The sequence below is a fragment of the Streptomyces sp. NBC_00442 genome (genome assembly GCF_036014195.1).
Classification (GTDB): Bacteria; Actinomycetota; Actinomycetes; order Streptomycetales; family Streptomycetaceae; genus Streptomyces.
Window position 1 is genome coordinate 7,262,801 of the sequence record NZ_CP107918.1, and the last position, 21,521, is coordinate 7,284,321.

The 21,521-nt window shown below is 72.3% G+C and carries 19 protein-coding genes and 1 pseudogene; 9 read left to right on the forward strand and 11 right to left on the reverse strand.

Annotated features, from left to right (window positions below; genetic code table 11):
* Positions 1–37 precede the first annotated feature (37 nt).
* Together OG432_RS32665 and OG432_RS32670 are read left to right on the forward strand one after the other, a co-directional pair.
* Positions 38–145, forward strand: a pseudogene (locus OG432_RS32665) (DUF5655 domain-containing protein); the annotation flags it as partial.
* Positions 146–418: 273 nt separating this feature from the next.
* Positions 419–925 carry a hypothetical protein gene (locus tag OG432_RS32670; RefSeq protein ID WP_328314565.1) on the forward strand — a complete coding sequence of 169 codons (507 nt, stop codon included), beginning with the start codon at positions 419–421 and terminating at the stop codon, positions 923–925.
* A 957-nt stretch (positions 926–1,882) separates the two neighbouring features.
* Here the strand turns inward: OG432_RS32670 and exaC are convergent.
* The 7 genes from exaC to OG432_RS32705 all read right to left on the reverse strand — a co-directional run bounded on the left by exaC (position 1,883) and on the right by OG432_RS32705 (position 12,372).
* Complete coding sequence (gene exaC, locus OG432_RS32675; RefSeq protein ID WP_328314566.1) at positions 1,883–3,406, reverse strand: acetaldehyde dehydrogenase ExaC; 1,524 nt, start codon at positions 3,404–3,406, stop codon at positions 1,883–1,885.
* Between the two features lie 141 nt (positions 3,407–3,547).
* Complete coding sequence (locus tag OG432_RS32680; RefSeq protein ID WP_328314567.1) at positions 3,548–4,849, reverse strand: GAF domain-containing protein; 1,302 nt, start codon at positions 4,847–4,849, stop codon at positions 3,548–3,550.
* A 111-nt stretch (positions 4,850–4,960) separates the two neighbouring features.
* A complete protein-coding gene (locus OG432_RS32685) occupies positions 4,961–5,536 on the reverse strand; it encodes an N-acetylmuramoyl-L-alanine amidase (RefSeq protein ID WP_328314568.1) in 576 nt (191 codons plus the stop codon).
* A complete protein-coding gene (locus tag OG432_RS32690) occupies positions 5,533–6,594 on the reverse strand; it encodes an acetamidase/formamidase family protein (protein WP_328314569.1) in 1,062 nt (353 codons plus the stop codon). Before OG432_RS32690 ends, OG432_RS32685 begins: the two co-directional genes overlap by 4 nt.
* Positions 6,591–8,093 carry an APC family permease gene (locus OG432_RS32695; RefSeq protein ID WP_328314570.1) on the reverse strand — a complete coding sequence of 501 codons (1,503 nt, stop codon included), beginning with the start codon at positions 8,091–8,093 and terminating at the stop codon, positions 6,591–6,593. The genes OG432_RS32690 and OG432_RS32695 overlap by 4 nt, the downstream gene beginning before the upstream one ends.
* 155 nt (positions 8,094–8,248) lie before the next feature.
* Positions 8,249–9,520: an SWF or SNF family helicase gene (locus tag OG432_RS32700; protein ID WP_328314571.1), complete on the reverse strand. Its 1,272-nt coding sequence runs from the start codon at positions 9,518–9,520 to the stop codon at positions 8,249–8,251.
* Entirely contained in the window at positions 9,517–12,372 is a 2,856-nt protein-coding gene (locus tag OG432_RS32705; RefSeq protein ID WP_328315338.1) for a DEAD/DEAH box helicase, read from the reverse strand. Before OG432_RS32705 ends, OG432_RS32700 begins: the two co-directional genes overlap by 4 nt.
* 271 nt (positions 12,373–12,643) lie before the next feature.
* Between OG432_RS32705 and OG432_RS32710 the strand changes: the two genes are divergently transcribed.
* The 3 genes from OG432_RS32710 (at position 12,644) to OG432_RS32720 (ending at position 14,671) form a co-directional block, all read left to right on the forward strand.
* Complete coding sequence (locus OG432_RS32710; protein ID WP_328315339.1) at positions 12,644–13,708, forward strand: fatty acid desaturase family protein; 1,065 nt, start codon at positions 12,644–12,646, stop codon at positions 13,706–13,708.
* Between the two features lie 88 nt (positions 13,709–13,796).
* Positions 13,797–13,979 carry a hypothetical protein gene (locus OG432_RS32715; protein WP_190026176.1) on the forward strand — a complete coding sequence of 61 codons (183 nt, stop codon included), beginning with the start codon at positions 13,797–13,799 and terminating at the stop codon, positions 13,977–13,979.
* A 140-nt stretch (positions 13,980–14,119) separates the two neighbouring features.
* A complete protein-coding gene (locus OG432_RS32720) occupies positions 14,120–14,671 on the forward strand; it encodes an MOSC domain-containing protein (protein WP_328314572.1) in 552 nt (183 codons plus the stop codon).
* Positions 14,672–14,808: 137 nt separating this feature from the next.
* Here OG432_RS32720 and OG432_RS32725 read toward each other — a convergent pair whose 3' ends face one another.
* The 3 genes from OG432_RS32725 to OG432_RS32735 form a co-directional block, all read right to left on the reverse strand.
* Positions 14,809–15,807: a hypothetical protein gene (locus OG432_RS32725; RefSeq protein WP_328314573.1), complete on the reverse strand. Its 999-nt coding sequence runs from the start codon at positions 15,805–15,807 to the stop codon at positions 14,809–14,811.
* Positions 15,808–15,924: 117 nt separating this feature from the next.
* A complete protein-coding gene (locus OG432_RS32730; protein ID WP_328314574.1) occupies positions 15,925–16,206 on the reverse strand; it encodes a hypothetical protein in 282 nt (93 codons plus the stop codon).
* 161 nt (positions 16,207–16,367) lie between these two features.
* The gene (locus tag OG432_RS32735; protein WP_328314575.1) at positions 16,368–16,967 is read right to left on the reverse strand and encodes a class I SAM-dependent methyltransferase; all 600 of its coding nucleotides are present in this window, start codon (positions 16,965–16,967) and stop codon (positions 16,368–16,370) included.
* A gap of 259 nt (positions 16,968–17,226) precedes the next feature.
* Between OG432_RS32735 and OG432_RS32740 the strand changes: the two genes are divergently transcribed.
* The 4 genes from OG432_RS32740 to OG432_RS32755 all read left to right on the forward strand — a co-directional run bounded on the left by OG432_RS32740 (position 17,227) and on the right by OG432_RS32755 (position 20,745).
* A complete protein-coding gene (locus OG432_RS32740; RefSeq protein WP_328314576.1) occupies positions 17,227–17,649 on the forward strand; it encodes a roadblock/LC7 domain-containing protein in 423 nt (140 codons plus the stop codon).
* Positions 17,650–17,771: 122 nt separating this feature from the next.
* Complete coding sequence (locus OG432_RS32745; RefSeq protein ID WP_328314577.1) at positions 17,772–18,755, forward strand: DUF6397 family protein; 984 nt, start codon at positions 17,772–17,774, stop codon at positions 18,753–18,755.
* Positions 18,756–18,859: 104 nt separating this feature from the next.
* A complete protein-coding gene (locus tag OG432_RS32750; protein ID WP_328314578.1) occupies positions 18,860–19,798 on the forward strand; it encodes an ATP-grasp domain-containing protein in 939 nt (312 codons plus the stop codon).
* A 44-nt stretch (positions 19,799–19,842) separates the two neighbouring features.
* The gene (locus OG432_RS32755) at positions 19,843–20,745 is read left to right on the forward strand and encodes an ATP-grasp domain-containing protein (RefSeq protein WP_443058623.1); all 903 of its coding nucleotides are present in this window, start codon (positions 19,843–19,845) and stop codon (positions 20,743–20,745) included.
* A gap of 90 nt (positions 20,746–20,835) precedes the next feature.
* Here OG432_RS32755 and OG432_RS32760 read toward each other — a convergent pair whose 3' ends face one another.
* Complete coding sequence (locus OG432_RS32760; RefSeq protein ID WP_328314580.1) at positions 20,836–21,444, reverse strand: histidine phosphatase family protein; 609 nt, start codon at positions 21,442–21,444, stop codon at positions 20,836–20,838.
* Positions 21,445–21,521: the final 77 nt, after the last annotated feature.

Sequence of the window (21,521 nt, forward strand, 5' to 3'; positions counted from 1 at the left end):
TCACCACGGAGGTGTCGGTGGCGGGGGTGAGCTGACGGGAGACGGCGCCCACGGCACGGAGGACCTGGAGGTCCAGCTCCGCACCCAGAGGGACGTGGAGCGGGCGCGAGATCTTTGCCGCACCCTTGCGCCGGCCGGCTCCTGAACCCGCGAAGACCCGCCCGGCCGCGGTGCCCCCTGCGGTATGACCGACCGCCCCTCGTCCTGGCGCAGGGCCGCCATCCATAGGCAGCGAATTCCCGCTGTACGGGGTACCGGTTTACCGAGGGCCGTCAAACGTCTGGCCCTGCTCCCTCCGACGGCGTAGCGTCGGTCGCGCCCCCAGCCCCTGGGCTTCTTGGTGACTGCGGGGCAGGGAGCCAGCCCGCCCCCGCAGCCCCCGCCGTGGTCATGACCGTGGATCCGAGGGGAGCAGTCGATGGGACGCACCGTCAGCATGAGGGGCCTGCCCCGCATTGAGGACCACAGCACCACACCAGCCACCCGGATCCCCGCGCAGCACGTGACGCTGTCCTTCGAAACCCTGCGACTGCCCGGCAGTCAGGCGGCCCTTGCCGACGTCGCCACCACGGCCCTGTCCGCCGCCGCACTCCCTGCGTGGCTGGCCCGCAAGCTCAGCGAAGCCGCCCGCGTGTCGGCCCAGTTCATCTACGGCCACAGCCATGCCCCCCGCTACCGCCTCCTGATCGTCTCGGACGGCAACGGGATCACTGTCGCGGTCACCGACTACGAGGACCTGCCGGGCGGGCGGCCCGCCTGGCTGGACGTCACCCGCGCCAACACCCTTCAGCACGACGGCATCCAGCCCGGAATCGACCCCCTCACCCGCCACACCCCCGACGACGGCCTGCGCCTGCACCGCACCCCCGACGGGCACATCCGCCTCGGCTGCCACGCTCCCTGGAACACCCCGGCCTGCACCTGACCCCAGACCCGGCCCGGCCGCACCCCCGTGCACCAAGCGGCCAGGGCCCGCAGGGCGTGCGACCGCCATGGGGGTTGGGGGCCGGTCACACGTCAGAGGTGTGCTGTGCGGCGTAAGCCCGCCGCACAGCACACCACCAACCCGAACGAAGCCGTTGTCGCGCCTTGACGAGACGCGGTCGCATCTCGTCGTCGGGTTCCAGGTCGCCTCAGTCCCCTCGATCGCACTCCGGTCGCTCGGCGGTTACCTCCAGTCTGGCCGCCCCGAAGGCACCGTGAGACAGCGAAACGCCTCGGGGAACGCGGCATACGTAGTCCAACCAGCCTGATGCGACTGGACTTTGGCCGAAATGGAATCGGGGCGAAGGAGGGCGGCGGGGGCTGGCGCTTGCCAGCCCCCGCCGCCCTCCAAGAACGCGTCCGGGACCTCGCCTCAACGCTGGTGCCACCGAGAGCCACCCCGGATAGCGGGGTAGAAGCGCCTTCGGTCCGGCCAGACGCCTACGAGCAGGACTGGAGCCGTCCGCTCGGTGCCGCAGTCGGCATCGCGTGCAGCGAGTCGGCTGCCGCAACAGGCACATCGCAGGACCGGGTGCTTGGCACGGCTGGGTGCGAAGGTCTCGAAGCTGATGGACGCCTGGTACTGCTGGCCCTGCTCGTCCTCGAGCGCGACGCTCAAAGGCCGCGGGTGGCCGGCCTCCGGGGCCGGCCACCGGTCAACGCGGGGGCTATCGGGTCGCTCGTGTGCTCGGGGTGGCGCGCGCGGCCGTGGCGGTCGGCGGGCCGGCGCGTGTGGTGGCCGCCCGCTGCCACAGCTGGTCCGGAAGAGCTGGTCAGCAGTGGGGTACCGAGGTCGGAGGAAATGGGAGACAAGGCGTGAATCGCGCCTCGCTTCCAGTGGAGGGAGCGGAAGGCGCCCGACGGGAAAAGCCCAAGTCGGGCGCCTTTGTCCGTACCCCTAGAAGAATCCCAGCTTCTTCGGCGAGTACGACACCAGAAGGTTCTTCGTCTGCTGGTAGTGATCCAGCATCATCTTGTGGTTCTCGCGCCCGATCCCCGACTGCTTGTAGCCGCCGAAGGCGGCCGCCGCCGGGTAGGCGTGGTAGCAGTTGGTCCAGACGCGGCCCGCTTGAATGGCGCGGCCCGCGCGGTAGGCGATGTTCATGTCGCGGGTCCACACGCCCGCGCCGAGGCCGTACAGCGTGTCGTTGGCCGTGGCGATCGCGTCGTCGAGGTCGGTGAACGAGGTCACCGCCACCACGGGGCCGAAGATCTCCTCCTGGAAGATCCGCATGCGGTTGTCGCCCTCGAAGATGGTCGGCTGGACGTAATAGCCCCCGGCCAACTCGCCGTCATGCATGACCTGCTGACCGCCCGTCAGGATTTTGGCGCCTTCCTGCTGGCCTATGTCCAGGTAGGACAGGATCTTCTGGAGCTGGTCGTTGGAGGCCTGGGCTCCGATCATGGTGTCGGTGTCCAGCGGGTGCCCGGGAACGATCTGTTCGGTACGGGCGATCGCCGCCTCCAGGAACTCGCCGTAATGGCCGCGCTGGATCAGGGCGCGGGAGGGGCAGGTGCATACCTCGCCCTGGTTGAGGGCGAACATGGTGAAGCCTTCGAGTGCCTTGTCGCGGAAGTCGTCGTCCTTCGCCCATACGTCGTCGAAGAAGATGTTGGGGGACTTGCCGCCCAGTTCGAGAGTGACCGGCTTGATGTTCTCCGAGGCGTACTGCATGATCAGCCGCCCCGTCGTCGTCTCGCCCGTGAACGCGATCTTCGCGACGCGCGGGCTCGACGCGAGCGGCTTGCCGGCCTCCACGCCGAAGCCGTTGACCACGTTCACCACGCCCGGCGGCAGCAGGTCTCCGACGATGCTCAGCCACACATGGATCGAGGCGGGCGTCTGCTCGGCGGGCTTCAGGACCACCGCGTTGCCGGCCGCCAGCGCCGGGGCCAGTTTCCACACCGCCATCAGGATGGGGAAGTTCCACGGGATGATCTGGCCGACCACACCGAGCGGCTCGTGGAAGTGGTAGGCGATCGTGTCTTCGTCGAGCTGGCTCAGCGAGCCCTCCTGCGCGCGCAGCGCTCCCGCGAAGTACCGGAAGTGGTCGATGGCCAGCGGAATGTCGGCGGCCAGCGTCTCGCGGACGGGCTTGCCGTTCTCCCAGCTCTCCGCGACCGCCAGCTCCTCCAGATGGTCCTCCATCCGGTCCGCGATCTTGAGCAGGATGTTCGCGCGGGACTCCGGCGACGTACGCCCCCAGTCGGGCGCGGCCGCGTGGGCCGCGTCCAGGGCGATCTCGATGTCCTCGGCCGTGCCGCGCGCGATCTCGGTGAAGGGACGGCCGTTCACGGGACTCGGGTTCTCGAAGTACTGGCCGCGCCGCGGCGGCACGTACGCGCCGCCGATCCAGTGGTCGTAGCGGGACTGGAACGAGACGAGCGCACCCTCGCTGCCGGGCGCTGCGTAACGGGTCATCTCCGTGGCCTCCCTCTGCCGCGCCGCCCGCCCTTGGACGGCGCACGGAACGCAGACTAGGCACGGGGACGTTGCAACCCCGTTGCGCGACCTCGCTCTGCCGTACGGTCCCGCTCCGCCGTCGGGGCCCGCTCTCCGCCGTCAGAGGCCCGGTAGCGCCGTCAGGGCCTGCTCCGCCGTCAGAGCGCTCAACCGCGATTGCACCGAGGCCCGTTGGCCGGTGGGCAGCGCGGCCGCCAGGGCCTGCCACACCGGGAGGTCGTCCTCTCCCCAGGGGCTGTACGCCCAGTCGGACAGGAGCCCCGGGTCCGCGCGGGCGATGAGCGCGGCCCGCAGCTGGTCGCCGAGTCGCCTGCGCAGCCGGGCCACCGCCGGCGCTTGTGACCCCGGAAGTAGCGGTCCGCCGTAGACGTTCATCGCGGCGGCGACCGCGCCGGAACCGAGCCGCCGGGCCACCGTGTCGAAGTCCGCGTCCACGGGCGCGGTCAGCCGGTAGGGGCGCGATGCGAGCAGGTCCGGCCCCAACAGGCGCCGCATCCGGCACAGTTCGGCGCGCAGCGTCACCGGCTGCACCGCGTCGTCCTCGTACAGGGCCAGGAGGAGCGCGTCGGTGCTCAATCCCTCGGGGTGGCACGCCAACAGGACCGCGATCTCGCTGTGGCGCCGGCTCAGGCGCACGGTTCGGCCGTCGGCGACGAGCAGTGCCTCGTCCCGGCCCAGGGCGCCGAGACGGATCGTCTCCCGGGTGGGCGGCGGGGCGAGCAGCGCCAGTTCGGCCTCGGCGGCCCGTGCGACGGCCTGGACGAATCCCAGGCTGTGCGGGTGGGCGAGGCCGTCGCCCCCGGTGAGGTCGACGGCGCCGAGCAGCCGCCCGGTCCGCGGATCGTGCACCGGCGCGGCGGCGCACGTCCAGGCCTGCACGGGGCGGCGGAAGTGCTCGGCGGAGAACACCTGCACCGGGCGGTCCTCGGTCAGCGCGGTGCCGGGCGCGTTGGTGCCCACCGCCGACTCGGCCCAACGGGCGCCGGGTACGAAGTTCATCCGGGCGGCCGCCGCGCGGGGCCGGGGATGCCCCTCCACCCACAGGAGCCGCCCCTGCGCGTCGCACACCGCCACCACGTGTTCGCCGTCCCCGGCGTAGGCACCGGTCAACTCCCGTACGACGGGCATGACGCGGGCCAGCTGATGACTGTCGCGATACGCGGACACGTCATCCTCGCCGAGCTCCACCCGGGCCGCGCCGTCCGGGCTGACCCGGGCCCGTGCGGAGCGCTGCCAGGACGCTGCCACCAAAGGGCGCACCGGCCGCACCACCCGTCCGGCGGAGGTGAACTGCGCGTGTGCGCGCCGGAGTTGGCGGCTCGTCTCCGCCGGGTCGGCCCCCGTGTCCAGGGCCACCCAGGACTCGTCCCGCCTGTCCGTCACCGCGGCCTCCCCGCACATCGAATGCGCCGCCCCCCATCGTCGTCGTCGCCCCGTAGTCCGGCAAGACGCACGGAACCGGCCACGCACGCGGGGCCGTGTGGGGTCATCGGTGCGGCAACCGCAGGGCGGTCAGGCGAAGTTGACCAGACGGATGTAGCGCACCCAGTCCCACTCCGGTCCCGGATCCGTGTGGTCGGTGCCCGGCACCTGGTAGTGGCCCAGGATGTGGTCGCGGTCCTTGGGAATGCCGTACCGGTCGCAGACCGACGCCGTGAGGGCCGCCGACTGCTCGTACATCGCGTTGGTGAAGTAGGCGGGCTTGTCGACCCACCCTTCGTGCTCGATGCCGATGCTGCGGGTGTTGTAGTCCCAGTTCCCGGCGTGCCAGGCGATGTCGTGCTCCCGGACCATCTGCGCGATGTATCCGTCGGCCGAGCGCGTCACATAGTGCGCGGACACCTTCTTCGCCGGGTTCTGGAAGATGCCGATCGTGTTCGACCAGGTCTCCTGGGTGACGTGAAGAACGACGCGGTCGATCGCGTATGCCGAAGGCCTGCTGGACGCCGTGTAGTTGGACGCCGACGCGGGCATCCAGTGCGCCCGCGGATCGTCGGTCGCGCCGTCGGCGGCCGCCTGCGGCGCCGGGAACAGCAGGCCGGCGGCGACCGAGCCGGCCGCGCCCTGCAGAAGTCTTCTTCGGTTCATCGCGGCACCTCTGTAGCGGACGTCGTGAACGGGTTCAGGAAATGGGCGAGTTGGGACGAGCGCTCGCGCAGGTGGCGGTGCAGGCCCCGGTGCGGCTCGTTCCCGCCGGGCAGCCACTCCTTGCGGATCTTGGCGACACAGGTGTAGTTGGTGTCGCAGACATTGGCAAGCGGAGCCTCACCCACCTGGCTCACGAACTGGTACGCGTCAAGCGCGGACAGGCCGTAGTCCCGCTCCAGCCAGCGCACCAGGTCCACCTGCGAGATACGGAACGCGTCTTCGAGCGGACGCGCCGATCCCGTCGACATGATGTGGGTGTCCGACTCGATGCGCGGCCACGGCGTCGCGACTCCCTTGAGCAGCTCGACCACGACCACCGTGTTCATGGCGCACTCCACGGCCACCCCGCACGTCTCGCCCTCGCCCTGGCGGGCGTGCCCGTCGCCCAGACTGAAGAGCGCGCCCTCCACATTGACCCCCAGGTAGCAGGTCACTCCCGCACGCATCTCGGGAGTGTCCATGTTCCCGCCGTGCGCGTCGGGGACGAGCGCGGAACGCACCTCCAGATTGGCCGGCGCCACCCCCACCGTCCCGTGCATGGGGTCCATGGGCAGCTCCACCTCGATGTCGCTCTCGCGGGCCCGGAACAGACAGGTGCCGCGCGCCCGGTCGAGTTCCCACATCCACACCGTTTCCGGGAGCGGCGGCTGGAGGGTCGCCGTGGCATGCGTCGAGGTGAGGGCGCCGAACAGGGGGACGGTCGTCGAGGCCGCCCAGTCCCGCGCGGGCCGCACGGACACGAAGTGCACGGCCAGGGTGTCGCCCGGCTCGGCACCCTCGACGTAGAACGGCCCGGTCTGCGGATTGAGGAAGGGGAACTCGCAGACGCGCGAGACCAGATCACGCTCGGAGCGCACCCGGCCGGCGAAGCAGTCCTCGGTGTACAGATCGAGGACGGTCCCGGGCGCCACCCGGGCGACGGGCGGCGCACCGCCGAACGTCCAGGCGTACTCGCCCTCCTTGGGCCGCACGGTCAGGATCCGCGGGTCGTCACTCATCCTCGTACCGCTCCTGTCTCTTCGTGGTCCATGGGGTCGTCGTGAGGGCCGACGAGGTGGACGCGCCCGGTCTGCGCCAGCCGCTCCGGGTGCCGGCGCGCCAGCACCACCAGAACGACGCCTCCCGCCGCCATCCAGACCCCGACGACCGGTCCCGCGTACGACACCGGTGGCGAGAGCTCGGCGACGAAGGAGAATGCGGGGATCCCGGCCGCGGTCAGCAGCGCCGGCACGAATGCGGCGATGCCGAGGACCGGGAACACCACGTGCCGCAGGGGACTGAACAGGTCACGGCGCCGCCGCAGAAAGTATCCGGCGCAGGCGAGGTCCACCACGATGTACACGCCGATGATCACGGTCACGATGACGGTGGCCAGCAGCGTGAACGCCGTGACCGGGCCATAGCGGAGGCCGAGGCCCAGGATCGCGGCCACCGCCACCACGAACTGCACGGCGATGCCCGTCACGGGCGAGCGCCGCCGCGGATGGAGGCGGGCGAGCGAACGGGGGAACACGCCGATCCGGCCGAGCGCGAACGCCGTGCGCGTCGAGACGTTGGCACAGGCGTTGGCGTTCGCGACGGTCGAGTTGACCACGGCGAGGAACAGAACCACCCAGAAGAGGCCGAACGAGGCGCGCGCCACGCCCTCCCAGGAGGCGTCGCCGGACGCCCCGAACCCGGCGAACCTGCCCGGACCGAAGTACACCGCCATCGCGTACGTGGTCAGGACGTAGACGACTCCGATGGCCAGGGCCGCCCCGAACACCGCGCGGCGCATCGTGCGGCGCGGGTCGCGGGCCTCCTCGGCGAGCGGCGCCGCGGCCTCGAACCCGGCGAAGGCGAGCACCGTGTACACCGACCCGGCGAAGACTCCGCCGAAGCCCCCGTAGCCGGGCGCGGTGTGCGACGTCCCGAAGACCGTGAGGGAGTTGTCGGAGCCCGCCGCCACGATCAGCATCACCGCGAACGCGACGAACACCAGCACCTCGAAAACGCCGAGCACCGTCCCGAAGCGTGCCGAGGCCCGCACCCCGAGGAACCCCGCGGCCGCGATCACCACCGCCCCGGCGAGCGACCACGGCCACCACAAATTGGCGGGCGAGGAGGCCCACTGCTCGTGCAGGGTGCCCGCCGTGGTGAAGCCCAGCTGCAGCAGGAGCAGGGGCGGCACCAGCGCCTCCACGAACACATAGCCCCAGCCCACCAGGAAGCCCACGGCCGGATGCAGCCCCTGGGCACTGTAGGTGGCGACCGAGCCGGCCGCGGGCAGCTCCTGCGCCAGCTCCGCCACGCACGACGCCGTGAACAGGCACGCCACGAGCGCCACCAGGACCGACAGGGGCAGGCTGCCGCCCGCGAACGCGGCACCCGCCGGAATGGACGCGGCGACGGCGGCGGCCGGCGCCATGGCGGTGACGCTCTGGAAGAGGACCTCGCGCAGACCGACCGCGTCGCGCGCGAGGCCGGCGTCCGAACCCGTACGGGATGTCCCCGGCACAGCCGACTCCCTCGCTCGCCCAACAGGCGGACCACGTCCGGGAGTTACCGTACGGTCCGAGGTGCGCGTGGTGGAAGGGGACGGCCGGTGGGCGTGGCGCGCCGGGGGCGTCGGACCGGCCGCATTCCCGGGCCGTCCGCCGCGAACGGACCGGTTCAGGCGTCCGCGTCGCCCTCCGCCGTCGCGGTCATGGCGGCGAGCGCCGCCGCCGGGTCCCGGTCCGGCGGGCCCGCCGGGGTCCAGCGGCCGCGCTCCTTGCGGTAGGGCCACCAGCGGCCGTCCCGGCCGAGCCGCAGCTGGGCGTCGCGGCCGGTCACCGTCCACCGGTTGCCGGCCGCACGCAGGCCCGGCCGCTCGGTGTCGGCCCAGGCCAGGTCGAGGTCCGCGGCGGCCCGGACCAGGTCCTGCGCCCCCGGAACCCACTCCTCCTCCAGTACGCGCAGCGACGCGCCGCCGCCGAACCGCCAGGCCCGTACCGCGGCGGCCAGCTCGGCGGGACGGCGGCCCGAAGCGGTGGCGAGCCGTGCGGAGAGACGGCTGTCCGAGCAGCCGGCCGCGAGGCGCACGATGTCCTGGTCCTCGGTCAAGTCGGCCGGAAACGGGCGGTGTTCATGCCCGGCGGCGAGGGCTTCCGCGAGCAGATGGTGCGCCCGTCGCGCGGCATCGGCGGCCAGGAGTTCCAGTGCCGCCGGGTCCACCCCGGGCTCCGGCGCGGTCTCGGTGTCCAGGCGTGCGGGCCTGCCCGGCTCCGGCGGCGGTGAGGGCGCTGCGGGGAGCGGCGGGACGATGTCCCGGGCCGCGAAGGCCTCGTGGGCCGGAACGCCGTGTGCCGTCGGGATCGCGCCGGTGGAAGGGGCGGTCCCGCGCTCCTGGAGGGCGTCGAGGAGCGCCCGTTCCGGACGTCCGCGCAGCAGGAGCAGGACGAACGGGTCCCGGTCCAGGAGCCGTGCCAGCTGGTAGCAGAGCGCCGCGGTGTGCGGGCAGTGGTCCCAGGCGCCGCAGCCGCATGCGGCATCCAAGTCGCCTATTCTGGGCAGGAGTTCGATGCCTTCGCTCGCGGCGTCCTCCACCAGGTGCGGCGGCATCTCGCGGTCGAGCAGGGCTGCGATGTGCCCGGCGCGCTCCGCGGTCATCGTGAGGAAGCGGTCCCAGTCGTCCTCGTCCAGTTCCTGGAGCAGTACGTCGCTGCGGTGGTGCGATCCGTCCCGGTCCCGCACGATCGCGGTGATCCGGCCGGGGCGCACCGTCACCGCTCCGACGGCCCCCGCACGGGCCAGGCGGCGCCCCTGCTTGAGCTGCTGCCCGTCGAGCGCCGTGTCCTCCAGGGCCTTGAGCCATGCGTGGCCCCACCAACTGACGGCGAAGGCACGCCCGTCCACGGGCGGCAGCGACTCGAAGGTGCGCTCGTTCTCATACGTGTCGCTCATCGTCCGCTCCTTCGCAGCGCCACCAGATCCGTCAGCTCGGCATCGGACAGTTCGGTCAGCGCGGACTCGCCCGAACCGAGCACCGCATCGGCCAACTCCCGCTTGCGGGCCAGCATCTCGGCGATGCGGTCCTCGATCGTGCCCTCCGCGACGAGGCGGTGCACCTGTACGGGCTGGGTCTGGCCGATGCGGTAGGCGCGGTCGGTGGCCTGTGCCTCCACGGCCGGGTTCCACCAGCGATCGTAGTGGATGACATGACCGGCCCGGGTGAGGTTGAGGCCCGTGCCCGCGGCTTTCAACGAGAGCAGGAACACCGGCACTTCACCGTCCTGGAACGAGCGCACCATCTCCTCGCGCCGCTCCACCGGAGTGCCGCCGTGGAGGAACCGCGTCGGTACGCCGCGCGCCGAGAGGTGCTCCTCGACGAGCCGCGCCATGCGGACGTACTGCGTGAAGACGAGCACCGCGCCGCCCTCGGCGAGGATGGTGTCCAGGAGCTCGTCGAGCAGCTCCAGCTTTCCCGACCGGCCGGCGATCGTCGGATCGTCCTCCTTGAGGTACTGCGCGGGGTGGTTGCAGATCTGCTTCAGCGCGGTCAGCAGCTTGATCACCAGGCCGCGCCGCGCGAATCCGTCCGCCCCCGAGATCTCGGCGAGCGTCTCGCGCACCACGGCCTCGTACAGGCCGGTCTGCTCCACCGTGAGGGAGACGGCGTGATCGGTCTCGGTCTTCGGCGGCAGCTCGGGGGCGATGCCCGGGTCGGACTTGCGGCGCCGCAGCAGGAAGGGGCGCACAAGCCGCGCGAGCCGTTCGGCGGCCGCCGGATCCTGGCCGCTCTCGGCAGCGGACGCGTACGCCGTGCGGAACGCGGCGAGCCTGCCGAGCAGTCCGGGGGTGGTCCAGTCGAGGATCGCCCACAGCTCGGAGAGGTTGTTCTCGACGGGGGTGCCGCTCAGCGCCACCCGGGCCCCGGCCCCGATGGTGCGCAACTGCTTGGCCGTCGCGGAGTACGGGTTCTTGATGTGCTGGGCCTCGTCGGTGACGACCATGCCCCAGGACGCGGCGGCCAGTTTGGCGGCGTCGAGGCGCATCGTGCCGTACGTGGTGAGGACGAATTCGCCGTCGGCGAGGGAATCCAGGGAGCGGGCCGTGGCGTGGAAGCGGCGGACGGGCGTGCCGGGTGCGAACCGCTCGATCTCCCGCTGCCAGTTGCCCATCAGGGACGTGGGACACACGACGAGGGTCGGCCCGGCCGTCGCCGCGTCGCCCTGACGGTGCAGATGCAGGGCGATGAGGGTGATGGTCTTGCCGAGCCCCATGTCGTCGGCGAGACAGCCGCCCAGGCCCAACGATGTCATGTCGGCCAGCCAGTTGAGGCCGCGCAGCTGATAGTCGCGCAACCGCGCGGCGAGCGCGGCGGGTTGGGGGACCGGCTGCTCGCGGGCGGCCTCGGGGGCGGCGAGCCGGTCGCGCAGACGGGCGAGCCAGCCCGTCGCCTCGACGTCGACCCGCCGCCCGTCCACCTCGGTCGACCCGGTGAGAACGGCCGCCAGCGCGTCGAGGGGCGTCACCTTGCGGTCCTGGACGGCGCGGGCGCGCCGCACCTCCTCGGGGTCGATGAGCACCCACTGGTCGCGCAGCCGCACCACGGGCCGGCTCGCCTCGGCGAGCGCGTCCAGCTCCTCGCGGCTCAACTCGCTGTCGCCGAGCGCGAACCACCAGGTGAAGCCGAGCAGCGCGTCGGCGGACAGCACCGGGGGCGCCGCCGACTCGATGCGCTCGGGCCCCCGTTCGTTCGGGCCGATCACGGCACGTGCCGTCAGCTTGCGGGAGATGCCCTTGGGCCAGTGCACCTGGACACCGATCGCGGCGAGCGCGCGCGAGGCCGTACCGAGCAGTTCGCCCGCCTCCTCGTCGGCGAGTTCGACCGCGTCCGGTACGGCGGCCGAGAGGAGCGGCGCGAGCGGCGGCCAGGCTCGGGCCGCCCGGCGCAGCGCGAGCAGCGCGTCCATGCGGGCCCGCGGACCGAAACGGGCGGCCGCGCCGGACCCCGCCCACACCTCGGCGGCGTCGGCGACCAGCGCGGGATCGCTGACGCTGTGCATCTGGAGCACCACGCGGAACACCGGCCCGGCGCTCATCGGGTCCGCCGACGCGAGCCCCGGCAGCTCCACGCGCAGCGAGATCCGTACGCCGGCGTCGTGGCCGGCCGCCACGTCGGCGGCCCAGGCCCGCTGCTCGGGCAGGCGCTGGGGAGCCTCGGCGGCGAAGGCGGGCGAACCGGCGGCGCGCGCCGCGCCGGGCGTGCGCGGCAGCCCGTCGGCGACGGCGTCGAGGAAGGCGCGCACGAGCCGCTCGGGATCGGGCAGCAGCACGGGTTCCGCCGGGGCCGGCAGCGGGGTGGCGTGTGCTTCGGGAGGCATCGCGGCGGCGAGGTCGCGCACCTTGTCCAGCTCGTCGGCGCCGAGCGGACCGACCCGCCACGCGTCGTGGTCGCTCGTGGTCAGGCCGGGCAACAGCAGCCCGCGCGCCGCGAGTTGGAGGGCGAGCAGCGCGGCCGAGCCCCAGAAGGCGGTCGCGCGGGACGCCTGGGCGAGGGCGCGGGCGCGGGTGAGTACGGGCAGGGCGTCCCGGACGGGCAGGAGCAGGGCGGGGACGATGTGGGGGACGATGTCGGCGCCGACCACGGTCAGCTCTTCGACGGAGCCGGGAGCGGCCGGGAGCGGTTCGCCGTCGGCCTGCCAGAAGGCGACGCGGCCGGTGCGGGAAGGGTCGGCGGGCAGGAAGGTGACGCAGCAGCGGGCGAGTTCGGCGAGCTGGGACGGCGACGGAGCGGGGGAGCCTTTGCACAGCGAAACGCATTCCTCAAATTTGACTACGTTGGCCGAAGTCGCCGAGGGTACAGCACAACTCGGCGGAGCGAGAGCGCCAGGTCGGTGACCCGCATCACACGCGGGGGCGCGGGTGCTGTCAGCACCACCAGCGGGCTCGGGGTAACCCCCCGCGCACAGCCGGGGGGTGGCTCCATGGTCAACAGCGGCGCCGCTCCATAGGTTCATGGGGACCAGCGCAGGCAACTGCGGGGGAAACCCGATCACCGGAGACGTCATGTCACAGGCGACCATGCCGCAATCCGCCACGGGCCTCGGCGCCCCGGCCCGGCCACGGACGGGCAGCGAGTTCGGCCCGCTGCTCAAGGCGGTGAAGGGGCAGGGCCTGCTCGACCGGCGCACCGGCTGGTACGCGAGGGCGATCGCCGTCAACCTCCTGGCCCTCGGCGCGACGGTCACCGCGATGGTGCTCACCGGCGACAGCTGGTGGACCCTGCTGTTCGCCCTGCCGCTCTCCGTGTTCTGGGCCCGCAGCGCCTTCATCGGGCACGACGCCGGCCACGCCCAGATCACCCGGGGCAAGGGAGCGGGCCGGATCATCGGCTTGTTCCACAGCGACCTGCTGCTCGGCATGAGCTACGCCTGGTGGAACGACAAGCACAACCGCCACCACGCCAACCCCAACCATATAGAGAAGGACCCGGACGTCGGGGTCGGCGCCCTGGTGTGGACCCAGCGCCAGGCCGAGCAGCGCGAGGGCTTCGCCCGCTGGCTCACCCGCAACCAGGCCCGGCTCTTCTTCCCGATGCTGCTCCTGGAGGGCATCGCCCTGAAGGTGTACGGATTCCAGGACCTCAAGCGGCAGCCGTCCCGCGAGCGGGCCGTCGAGGCGCCCCTGCTGCTCGCCCACCTCGCGGGCTACGTGACCCTGCTCCTGTGTGTCATGTCCCCCGGCAAGGCCCTCGTCTTCGCCCTCGTGCACCACGCGCTGTTCGGCCTGCACCTCGGCATGACCTTCGCACCGAACCACAAGGGCATGGAAATGCCCGACCCGGACGACGCCGAGGACTCCTCCTGGGGACACCTGCGGCGTCAGGTCCTGACCTCGCGCAACGTAAGGGGCGGACCGCTCACCGACTGGCTTCTCGGCGGCCTGAACTACCAGATCGAGCACCACCTGTTCCCGAACATGCCGCGCCCGCACCTCAGGCTCGCCCAGCCGATGGTCCGTGCCCACTGTGCGGCACTCGGCATCGCGTATGCCGAGACCTCCCTGACGGACTCCTACCGCCAGGCGCTCGGGCACATGCACGAGGTCGGCGCACCGCTGCGGAACCGGCGCACGAGTGGCGCATAGTGGAAGACAGCTGGAACCAGTCGGCGTCGCCGTGCGTTGTCTGGACAGGAAGAGCGGCCCACAGGCCGCGCGAAGGAAGGCGACGGACATGTCGAAGCGCGCGATGATCGCCGTCGGTGGAGTCGTGGCGGGGCTCATCCTGATCCCTCTGATCGGATTCTGGCTCGCCCTGCTGGTGCTGATCGGCGTCCCCGTGGCGGCCTACCTCATGCTTGATCCCAGCCAGCGGCGCAGGCTGCGGCACATATCCCGCAAGGAGCTCGGCCGCTAGGGAGTGTCTTCGAAGTGGCGTCGTCCGCCCGCCGGCCGGACGGGACTTCGAGGACAGGACCCAGGCGCTCCCTCGGCCGCGACGACCGGCCGGGTTGGGCTCGAACCGAGGATTGGCACGGCAGAGGGGAGCTCCGCGCGATGAGCGGCGCCAGGGGAACGGTCACGGCGGTCAGCAGCAATGGTGTGTACTCCTTCACCAAACCGAACCGGGAGAGCATCACTCTGCTCCCCGGGCTCGGCGTGGCGGGGGACGTCCACGCGGGAGTGACGGTCAAGCACCGCTCCCGCGTAGCCCAGGACCCGACGCAGCCGAACCTGCGCCAGGTCCACCTGATCCACGGCGAGCTCTTCGACGAGGTCGCCGAGCGCGGCTTCCACGTGACCCCGGGCCAGCTCGGCGAGAACGTGACGACGCACGGCATCGACCTGCTCTCGTTGCCGACCGGCACCCTGCTGCGCATAGGGGCCGAGGCGGTCGTCGAGGTCACCGGGCTGCGCAATCCGTGCCTGCAGATCGACGGCTTCCAGAGCGGCCTTCTGAAGCAGCTCGTCGGCCGCGACGACGACGGGAACATCGTGCGCAAGGCCGGGATCATGAGCGTGGTCCGCGCGGGCGGCGAGATCCGACCTGGCGACGCCATCCTGGCCGAACTGCCGACGGGGCCGCATCGCCCGCTGGAGCGGGTCTGAGTCCTGCCCCGGCCGAGGCAGGAGAGTCGGGCCTCAACTGAGGCGCGCCGTCGGTGAGTCGAGGTCCGCGTGCCGTACGGCGGGCGCGGAGCCTCGTTCGGCGTTCCCGGTCGGTCCGGGCCGGGGGCGGGCCTTCCTTACGAGGGCCGTACCGCCATCGCCTCCAGCGATTCGAGGAGGGCGGGCAGGTCATCGACCCGGCCCACCGGGTGGACGTCGCCGGGGCATTCGTCGAGCAGGACGAAGGCGACGTCGTCGGTCCTGGCCACCAGGGACCAGCCGGGCCCGTCGGCGCGCAGGGTGCGGGCGCCACCCGGCGCGAAACCGGAGCGCACCCGCCCGACCGGGGGAGCGGCGTCGAGATACCCGCGCAACTCGGCGAGGACGCGACGGACCCCCGACCGCTCACCACTGTCGTCGTCGTGGTGGTGTCCGGACTCCGTGCCTGACTCGCTCCGCTCGGGCATGCCGTTCTTCTCGCCGGGCGTCGTGGACGCGTCCGACTCGTTCGATGCGTCCGACTCGCCGGACTCCGTGGGCGCGGTACCGCCCGGCTCCACCGGGCTGTCCGGGGCCGCCGCCGAGGTCGCTTCCGCTGGGGCCGGCGCCGCTGTCGGGGCCGGGCCGAAGGTGGCGTCGTCCAGCTGTTCCCGCCACGTCGTCCACTGCACGGCGACCGCGTCCGCGCCGAGCCGGCGCTGTGCCGGGCCCCATTGGGTCGTGTCGGGCGGCGTGAGGGTGGCGGGGCCCTGCGGATCGGGATCGGGGTCGTGCGGTGCCGGGACGTTCGGCGCCGAGACGACCAGCTCCAGCGGCCAGCCGGGCAGCGCCGCCACCACCGTGCGGTCGTCCGGCGACAGGTCGTACTCCATACCGCAGTCCCAGGACGCGATCGCGACCGCGACGAGCGACACGTCGTCCACGACCACCGTCCAGCGCGCGCCCGTGCCGTCCTGGCCCAGGACGAGACCGTAGCCCTGTGCGTACGGCCCGAGGCCGAGCGCCGCGCAGGCCTCGGGGTAGTCGTCGCCGAGCACGCTCGGGAACTGCGCGGGCGTCAGGAGCGCCGCCGTGAGTACGTAAAGTGCCTCGTCTGCGGCGGTTGCGGCCGCTTCGGCCTCGTCCGTCCCGGTCACGGAATCCTCCCCTTCGGTTCGCTCGTCGGCGCACCTTAACCAGTGGGTAACGCAGACGTCGAGAGTCGCGAACGCGAACTTCCCCCACCGGGGCGCCCGTCAGGAACCGGGATGCCGTCAGGAGGCGGGCAGCCCCATCAGCTCCTCGGTCACCGCACGCGGGGACCGGCCCTGTTCGCGGGCCAGCGCGACGACGGCCCGGCAGGCGAGTTCGCGCACCCCGAACGAGAGGGCTTCCGGCGACACCCAGCCCGCAGCCTCGTCGAGCGCCTCCTGGTCGTCCTCCGCGCACGCCGCCACATACGCGGCCGCGGCTTGGAAGATGTTGGGGTGACGGATGTCGGGGTGACGTTCGCCGGCCCGCTGGGGGCGGGACGTCTTACGGAACCTCGCGAACATGAAGGCCACCTTTCCCTGAACGGTCCCCGGCGTGACGCGATGCGCCGGCGTGCGAGGCGAATCCGCGCGGTGCGTCGGAGGGATCTTTGAAACGGTCCCGCCCAACGTAGAGTCGGACCCCGTCCGGCAGATAGGGGGCGGGGGCCGTCAACTCCCGCCGGTCAGCCCTCGCGTACCGCTACCGCGAGATAGCGCTCGTCCTCGTCGGCGTACGAGTGGAGCCGCCAGCCGGCCGAGGCGAGCAGCGGCCCGAGGCGGGGCTCGGCGCGCAGGTCGTCGTCGGTGAGCCGGCGGCCGTGGCGTGCGGCGAGCGCCGCCCGTCCGATGGGGTGGAACAGGGCGAGACGGCCCCCTGGCCGGGTGACTCGCGCCAACTCCCGCAAGTCCCGCGCCGGTTGGGGCAGATGCGAGATCAGCCCCGCGCCGAAGACCACGTCCAGGCAGGCGGGGCGCAGCGGCAGCCGGCTCACGTCGGCGCGCAGCAGTGCGGCGTACCGGTCGCGCCCGGCGCGGGTGGCCTCGGCGAGCATCTCGGGGGTGAGGTCCACGCCGATGACCGTCCCCCGGGAGCCCACCGCGTCCCGCAGCGCCGGCAGGGCACGGCCCGTGCCGCACCCCGCGTCGAGGACGGTGCTGCCGTGGGCGGGCCCCAGCTCCGCGACGGCGGCGGCGTAGGCCGGGCCGTCGTCGGGGAACTTGCGGTCCCAACCGGCCGCTCGTGCGGCGAAGAATTCCTGGACGTGTGCGTGGTCCTCGGCCATGCGGCCATGATCCCTCACCCCGCCACCGGCCGGAACGTGACGACGCCGGTACCCCGTCGCGTGGGGGAGGGGCCCGCGACGCGCCAGTGCGCCGGGCGCGCCCCCAGCGCACGCCTGTTCCGAGCGGTCGGCGCGTGCTCCGGCCCGCCGCCTGCGTGCGACTCACCGGGCTTCTGCACCGCTTGCCCGTGGCGCGCCCGTGGTGAAGGGTGGCAGGAGAACGGGGAAACGGGGAATTGCATGAACGGGGAGGCCTGACATGGCACTGAGCAAGGAACTCGACTGGCTGCTCGACGACCTGACCCGGCGGGTCGAGCACGTACGGCACGCGATAGTCCTGTCCAACGACGGCCTGGTCACCGCCGCGGGCTCCAGCCTCGAACGCGAGGACGCGGAACACCTGGCGGCGGTCTCCTCGGGACTGCACAGCCTCGCCAAGGGCTCGGGCCTGCACTTCCGGGCCGGCAAGGTCCGCCAGACCATGATCGAATTCGACGAAGGCGTCCTGTTCGTGACCGCGGCCGGTGACGGCAGCTGTCTGTGCGTGCTCAGCTCCGCGGAGGCCGACATCGGCCAGATCGCGTACGAGATGACCCTGTTGGTCAATCGCGTGGGGGAGCACCTCTCGGTGGCGGCCAGGCAGCCGGGAGACTATGGCGACTTCGGGGTCGCACGCCGCTGAACTGCGCTTTCCTGCGGTCGGCTTGAGTTGTCCACAGGCCGGGCGAGATGTCGGCACGGTGGGTTACGGTCGTCACCGAGAGTATTCGTTCCGAGTGCTCGTTCCTCACGGGGGAGGATTCGATGACCGTAGTCACCATCAAGAACGCCGTCGTGCCGACGGGGGCCGCGGGTGCGACCGCGCCGGCCGTGCCGCGGCTCGCGCCCGGCGCCGCGGCTCGTGAACTGGAGCTGAGGCGCGGCGAGTTCGAGCTGGCCGTCCAGCTCGGCCACATTCGAACCGTGCCGGATCCGGGCGGTGGCCACCGCCGGGTCACCGCGCGCGAGGTCGCGCGCCTCAGGGCCGCGCGGGACTTTCCGGAGGCCTTGCGCGAAAAGGTGCGGACCGTCGGTACGAGCGAAGGCGCCGATCTGCTGGGTGTCGCACCGGGCCGCTTCACCAGGCTCGCCCGCACCGGCCGTCTCACGCCCGTGCGGTGCTACCTCAACCGCTATCGGGCGGTCGTCTGGCTCTATCTGGCGGACGACGTGGTCGAACTGGCCCTGCGCGAGCCGGAGGTGCTGAGCGGGCGCCATCCGGAACCCGACCGCGGGCAGGACTGGCGTCCGCGCAACTGGCGCGGGCGAAGGATCGCCATGCTGGCCCGGCAGAGCGACGACCAGTGGGAGCTGGCAGCCGCGATCGCCTCCGCCCTCGATGGCGCGCACCTCGCCGACATCGTCCAGGACCCCTACGAACGGGCCTGCCTGAGGCGGCTGTGCCCCGACACCCTCCGGCTCCATCCTGAGTCCGCGATCGCCCAGGGCGTCGTCGACAGGCTGCTCCTGGCGGACGATCCGGACGAGATCGCCTGGTACCGCTCGCGCCTCGGGGAGGCGGTAGCGGACGCCCGGGACCAGTGCCCGGCCCCGCGCCCGGTCCAGGACCCGGCAGCGGAGCCGAGCACCCTGGCGAGCGGGGCCACTTCGGCGCCGTACGGCGCCGGAGCTACCGGTCCGGACCACGCCGTCCCCCTGCCGGACGCCGACCCATGGGGGCCCGAGCCGAAGGCGGGAGGAGCGCCGGTACAGCGAAGTCTGCTGAGGCGGCTACGGCGGCGAAAGTAGCCGGGCCGGGCCGGGAGGCGACCCGGCCGGGGTTCATGACATCCTGTGGCGTCACAGCTCGCCGGACGGGATCGGCGGACGTCCGGGCGTTACGGGGAAGGTCGATGAGGCTCTGCTTCCTGGTGGAAGAGCACTACCGCCATGACGGCATGCCCGTGGAGGTGATTCGCCAACTCGACGCCTGGGGCCACCAGGTCGACGTGGTGAGGCCCGGCGGCTCCCTGCTGCGGATGTCCGAGGCGGTCCGCGCGGGCAGCCACGACGCCTGGGTGCTCAAGACCGTCTCCGGCGGTCCGGGGCTTCCGCTCCTGGAAGCGGCAGCCGCGGTCGGGCTGACCACGGTCAACGACGTCCGGTCCATCCGCGGCGTGCGGGACAAGGCGCTCGCGTCGGCCATCGGACGCAGTCGCGGCCTCCCGGTGCCGATGACGTACGCGGCCGCCCGGCCCGAACTGCTCATGGAGATAGCTGAGTCGGAGTACCCGCTGGTGGTGAAGCCCGCCGACGGAAGCTCCGGGCGGGGCGTCCACCTCGTACCGTCGCCGGACCGGCTGGCCTCGATGCTGCCTTCCCTCGCCGGGGAAGGGATGCTCATCGCCCAGCCCTACGTCCCCAACGCCGGCATCGATCTGAAGGTGTACTGCGTCGGGGGAGAGCTGTACGCCACGGAGCGCCGTTCGCCGCTCCACCCCGACCGGGGCGTCCACGAACGGCATGTGCCGCTGCCCGCCGAAGTGGCCGCCATCGTCGACCAGGTCGGCGCGGTCTACGGCCTCGACCTGTACGGCGTGGACGTGCTGCTCGGCCCGGACGGACCCGTGGTGGTCGATGTGAACGACTTCCCGAGTTTCCGCCAGGTGCCGGACGCGGCGGCCAAGGTCGCCCGAGCGGTGCTCGAACTGGCCCGCACGGGCAGTGCGGTCGCCGCCGCGGCCTTCGTCTCCAGCGCGGGACGCATCCCGGCCCAGCCGCTGGGGAACGACGGGCCGGCCGCCGACACGCGCCCGGTCCGGACATCGGCGGGGGCGGGCGAGGCCCGATGAGCAACGCGGGGGCGGGCGGGCGACAACGCGTGGGCAACGCGACGATGCTGGGGCGAGGGCAGGTGGGGAACGCGAGGACGGTCGGATTCATCACCCCGGAGCCGGACCATCCGCTGCTCGCCGCCACGAGGGAGCTGCTGGGGCGGGAACACCGGGTGGTGACCGTCCACCCGGAGACGGCCGGCCCTGCCCTGCCGGGGCCGTTGGCCGATGTCTACCTGCTCAAGTCGCGCACGCCGCGCGCCCTCGCGCTGGCTCGGTCGCTGGAGTCGCAGGGGGTGCCGGTGGTCAACTCGGCCGATGCGACCGAGCTGTGCCAGGACCGCACCTCCATGGCCGAGCTGGCCGACGAGGCGGGGCTGCCGTTCTCCGCGACCCGCACCTTCGGCTCGCTCACCGAACTCACCGCTTCCATCGGGCGGGCCGGGCAAGCCGACCACATGGAGCGGGCCGAGCGGGCCGAGCCCGCTTCCTCCGGGGCTCCGATGGGCCCGCTCGTGGTGAAGAGCCGACACAGCAGGCGGCACGACCTTGTGACCCGTGTCGACAGCCGGGCCCAACTGGCCGAGCTGGCCGATGTATGGGGGGAGGAGCCGGTCGTGGTGCAGGAGTTCGCGGAGAACAGCGGATACGACCACAAGCTGTGGGTGATCGACGGAACGGTCTTCGCGGCGCTGCGCCGCTCCGAACTCGCCCCCGAGGGGCGCGGTACGACACGGTCGCTCGGCCTCGATGAACTGCCGTGCGGATGGCCCGAGTTGGCGGTGTCGGTCGGCGAGGTGTTCCGCCTCGACGTCTACGGGGTCGATGTCATCGACACGGGAGGCGGCGCCCCGCTGATCGTGGACATCAACGCCTTTCCCGGGATACGGGGGCAGGCGGGCGCCCCGGAGGCCCTGGCCGCACTGGCGCTGCGCAAGGCCCGTGAGTCGGTCGCGGCGGCCTGAATGCCGCGGCCGGGCTCCGTCGGAACGCTTCGCCCCCGCTGTCGCTCGGGACGCCGGCGGGGTGCGTGAGACGGGGCCCAGGCTCCGACGTCAGTGCGTGGTCGGCTCCAGCACCGTGTTCCATGCGGTGATCACCGGGCGGCCGTGTTCGCGGCCCAGCCGCGACATCGCTCCCGTGTCGAGCACGACCAGCGCGCCGCCCGAGGGCGGAAGGCCCAGGTAGCGGGCCGTCAGGACGCGCAGGAAGTGGGAGTGGGCGATGAGCACGACGTCTTCGTCGCCCCCTCGCAGCATGGGCGCGGCCTCGGCCAGAACCCGGTCGGCCCGCTCGGCGACCTCCGCGGGGCTCTCTCCGGGATGTCCGGCGGGGCCGGGCGCGACTCCGTCGGTCCACAGGTTCCAGTCGGGGCGGTCGCGGTGGATCTCTTCCGTGGTGATGCCCTCGTAGCCGCCGTAGTCCCATTCGTGAAGATCCGGGGTGATCCGGGGGCTCTTGACTCCGGCCAACTCCGCGGTGTGTATGGCCCGTTGCAGCGGGCTCACCAGGGCGAGCCCGATGGGCCTGTCGGCGAGCAGCGGCGCCACCGCACGCGCCTGCTCCTCCCCGTGCGCCGTGAGCGGCAGGTCGGTGTAGCTCGTGTGCTGTCCCGACCGCGACCATTCGGTCTCCCCGTGACGTACGAGGATCAACTCACCCATGGCTGTGTCTTCCGTTCTCCCTGTGCGTCCCCCGGACCGGTATCGCCCCGGCCATACGCGGGGACAACCCTAGGAGA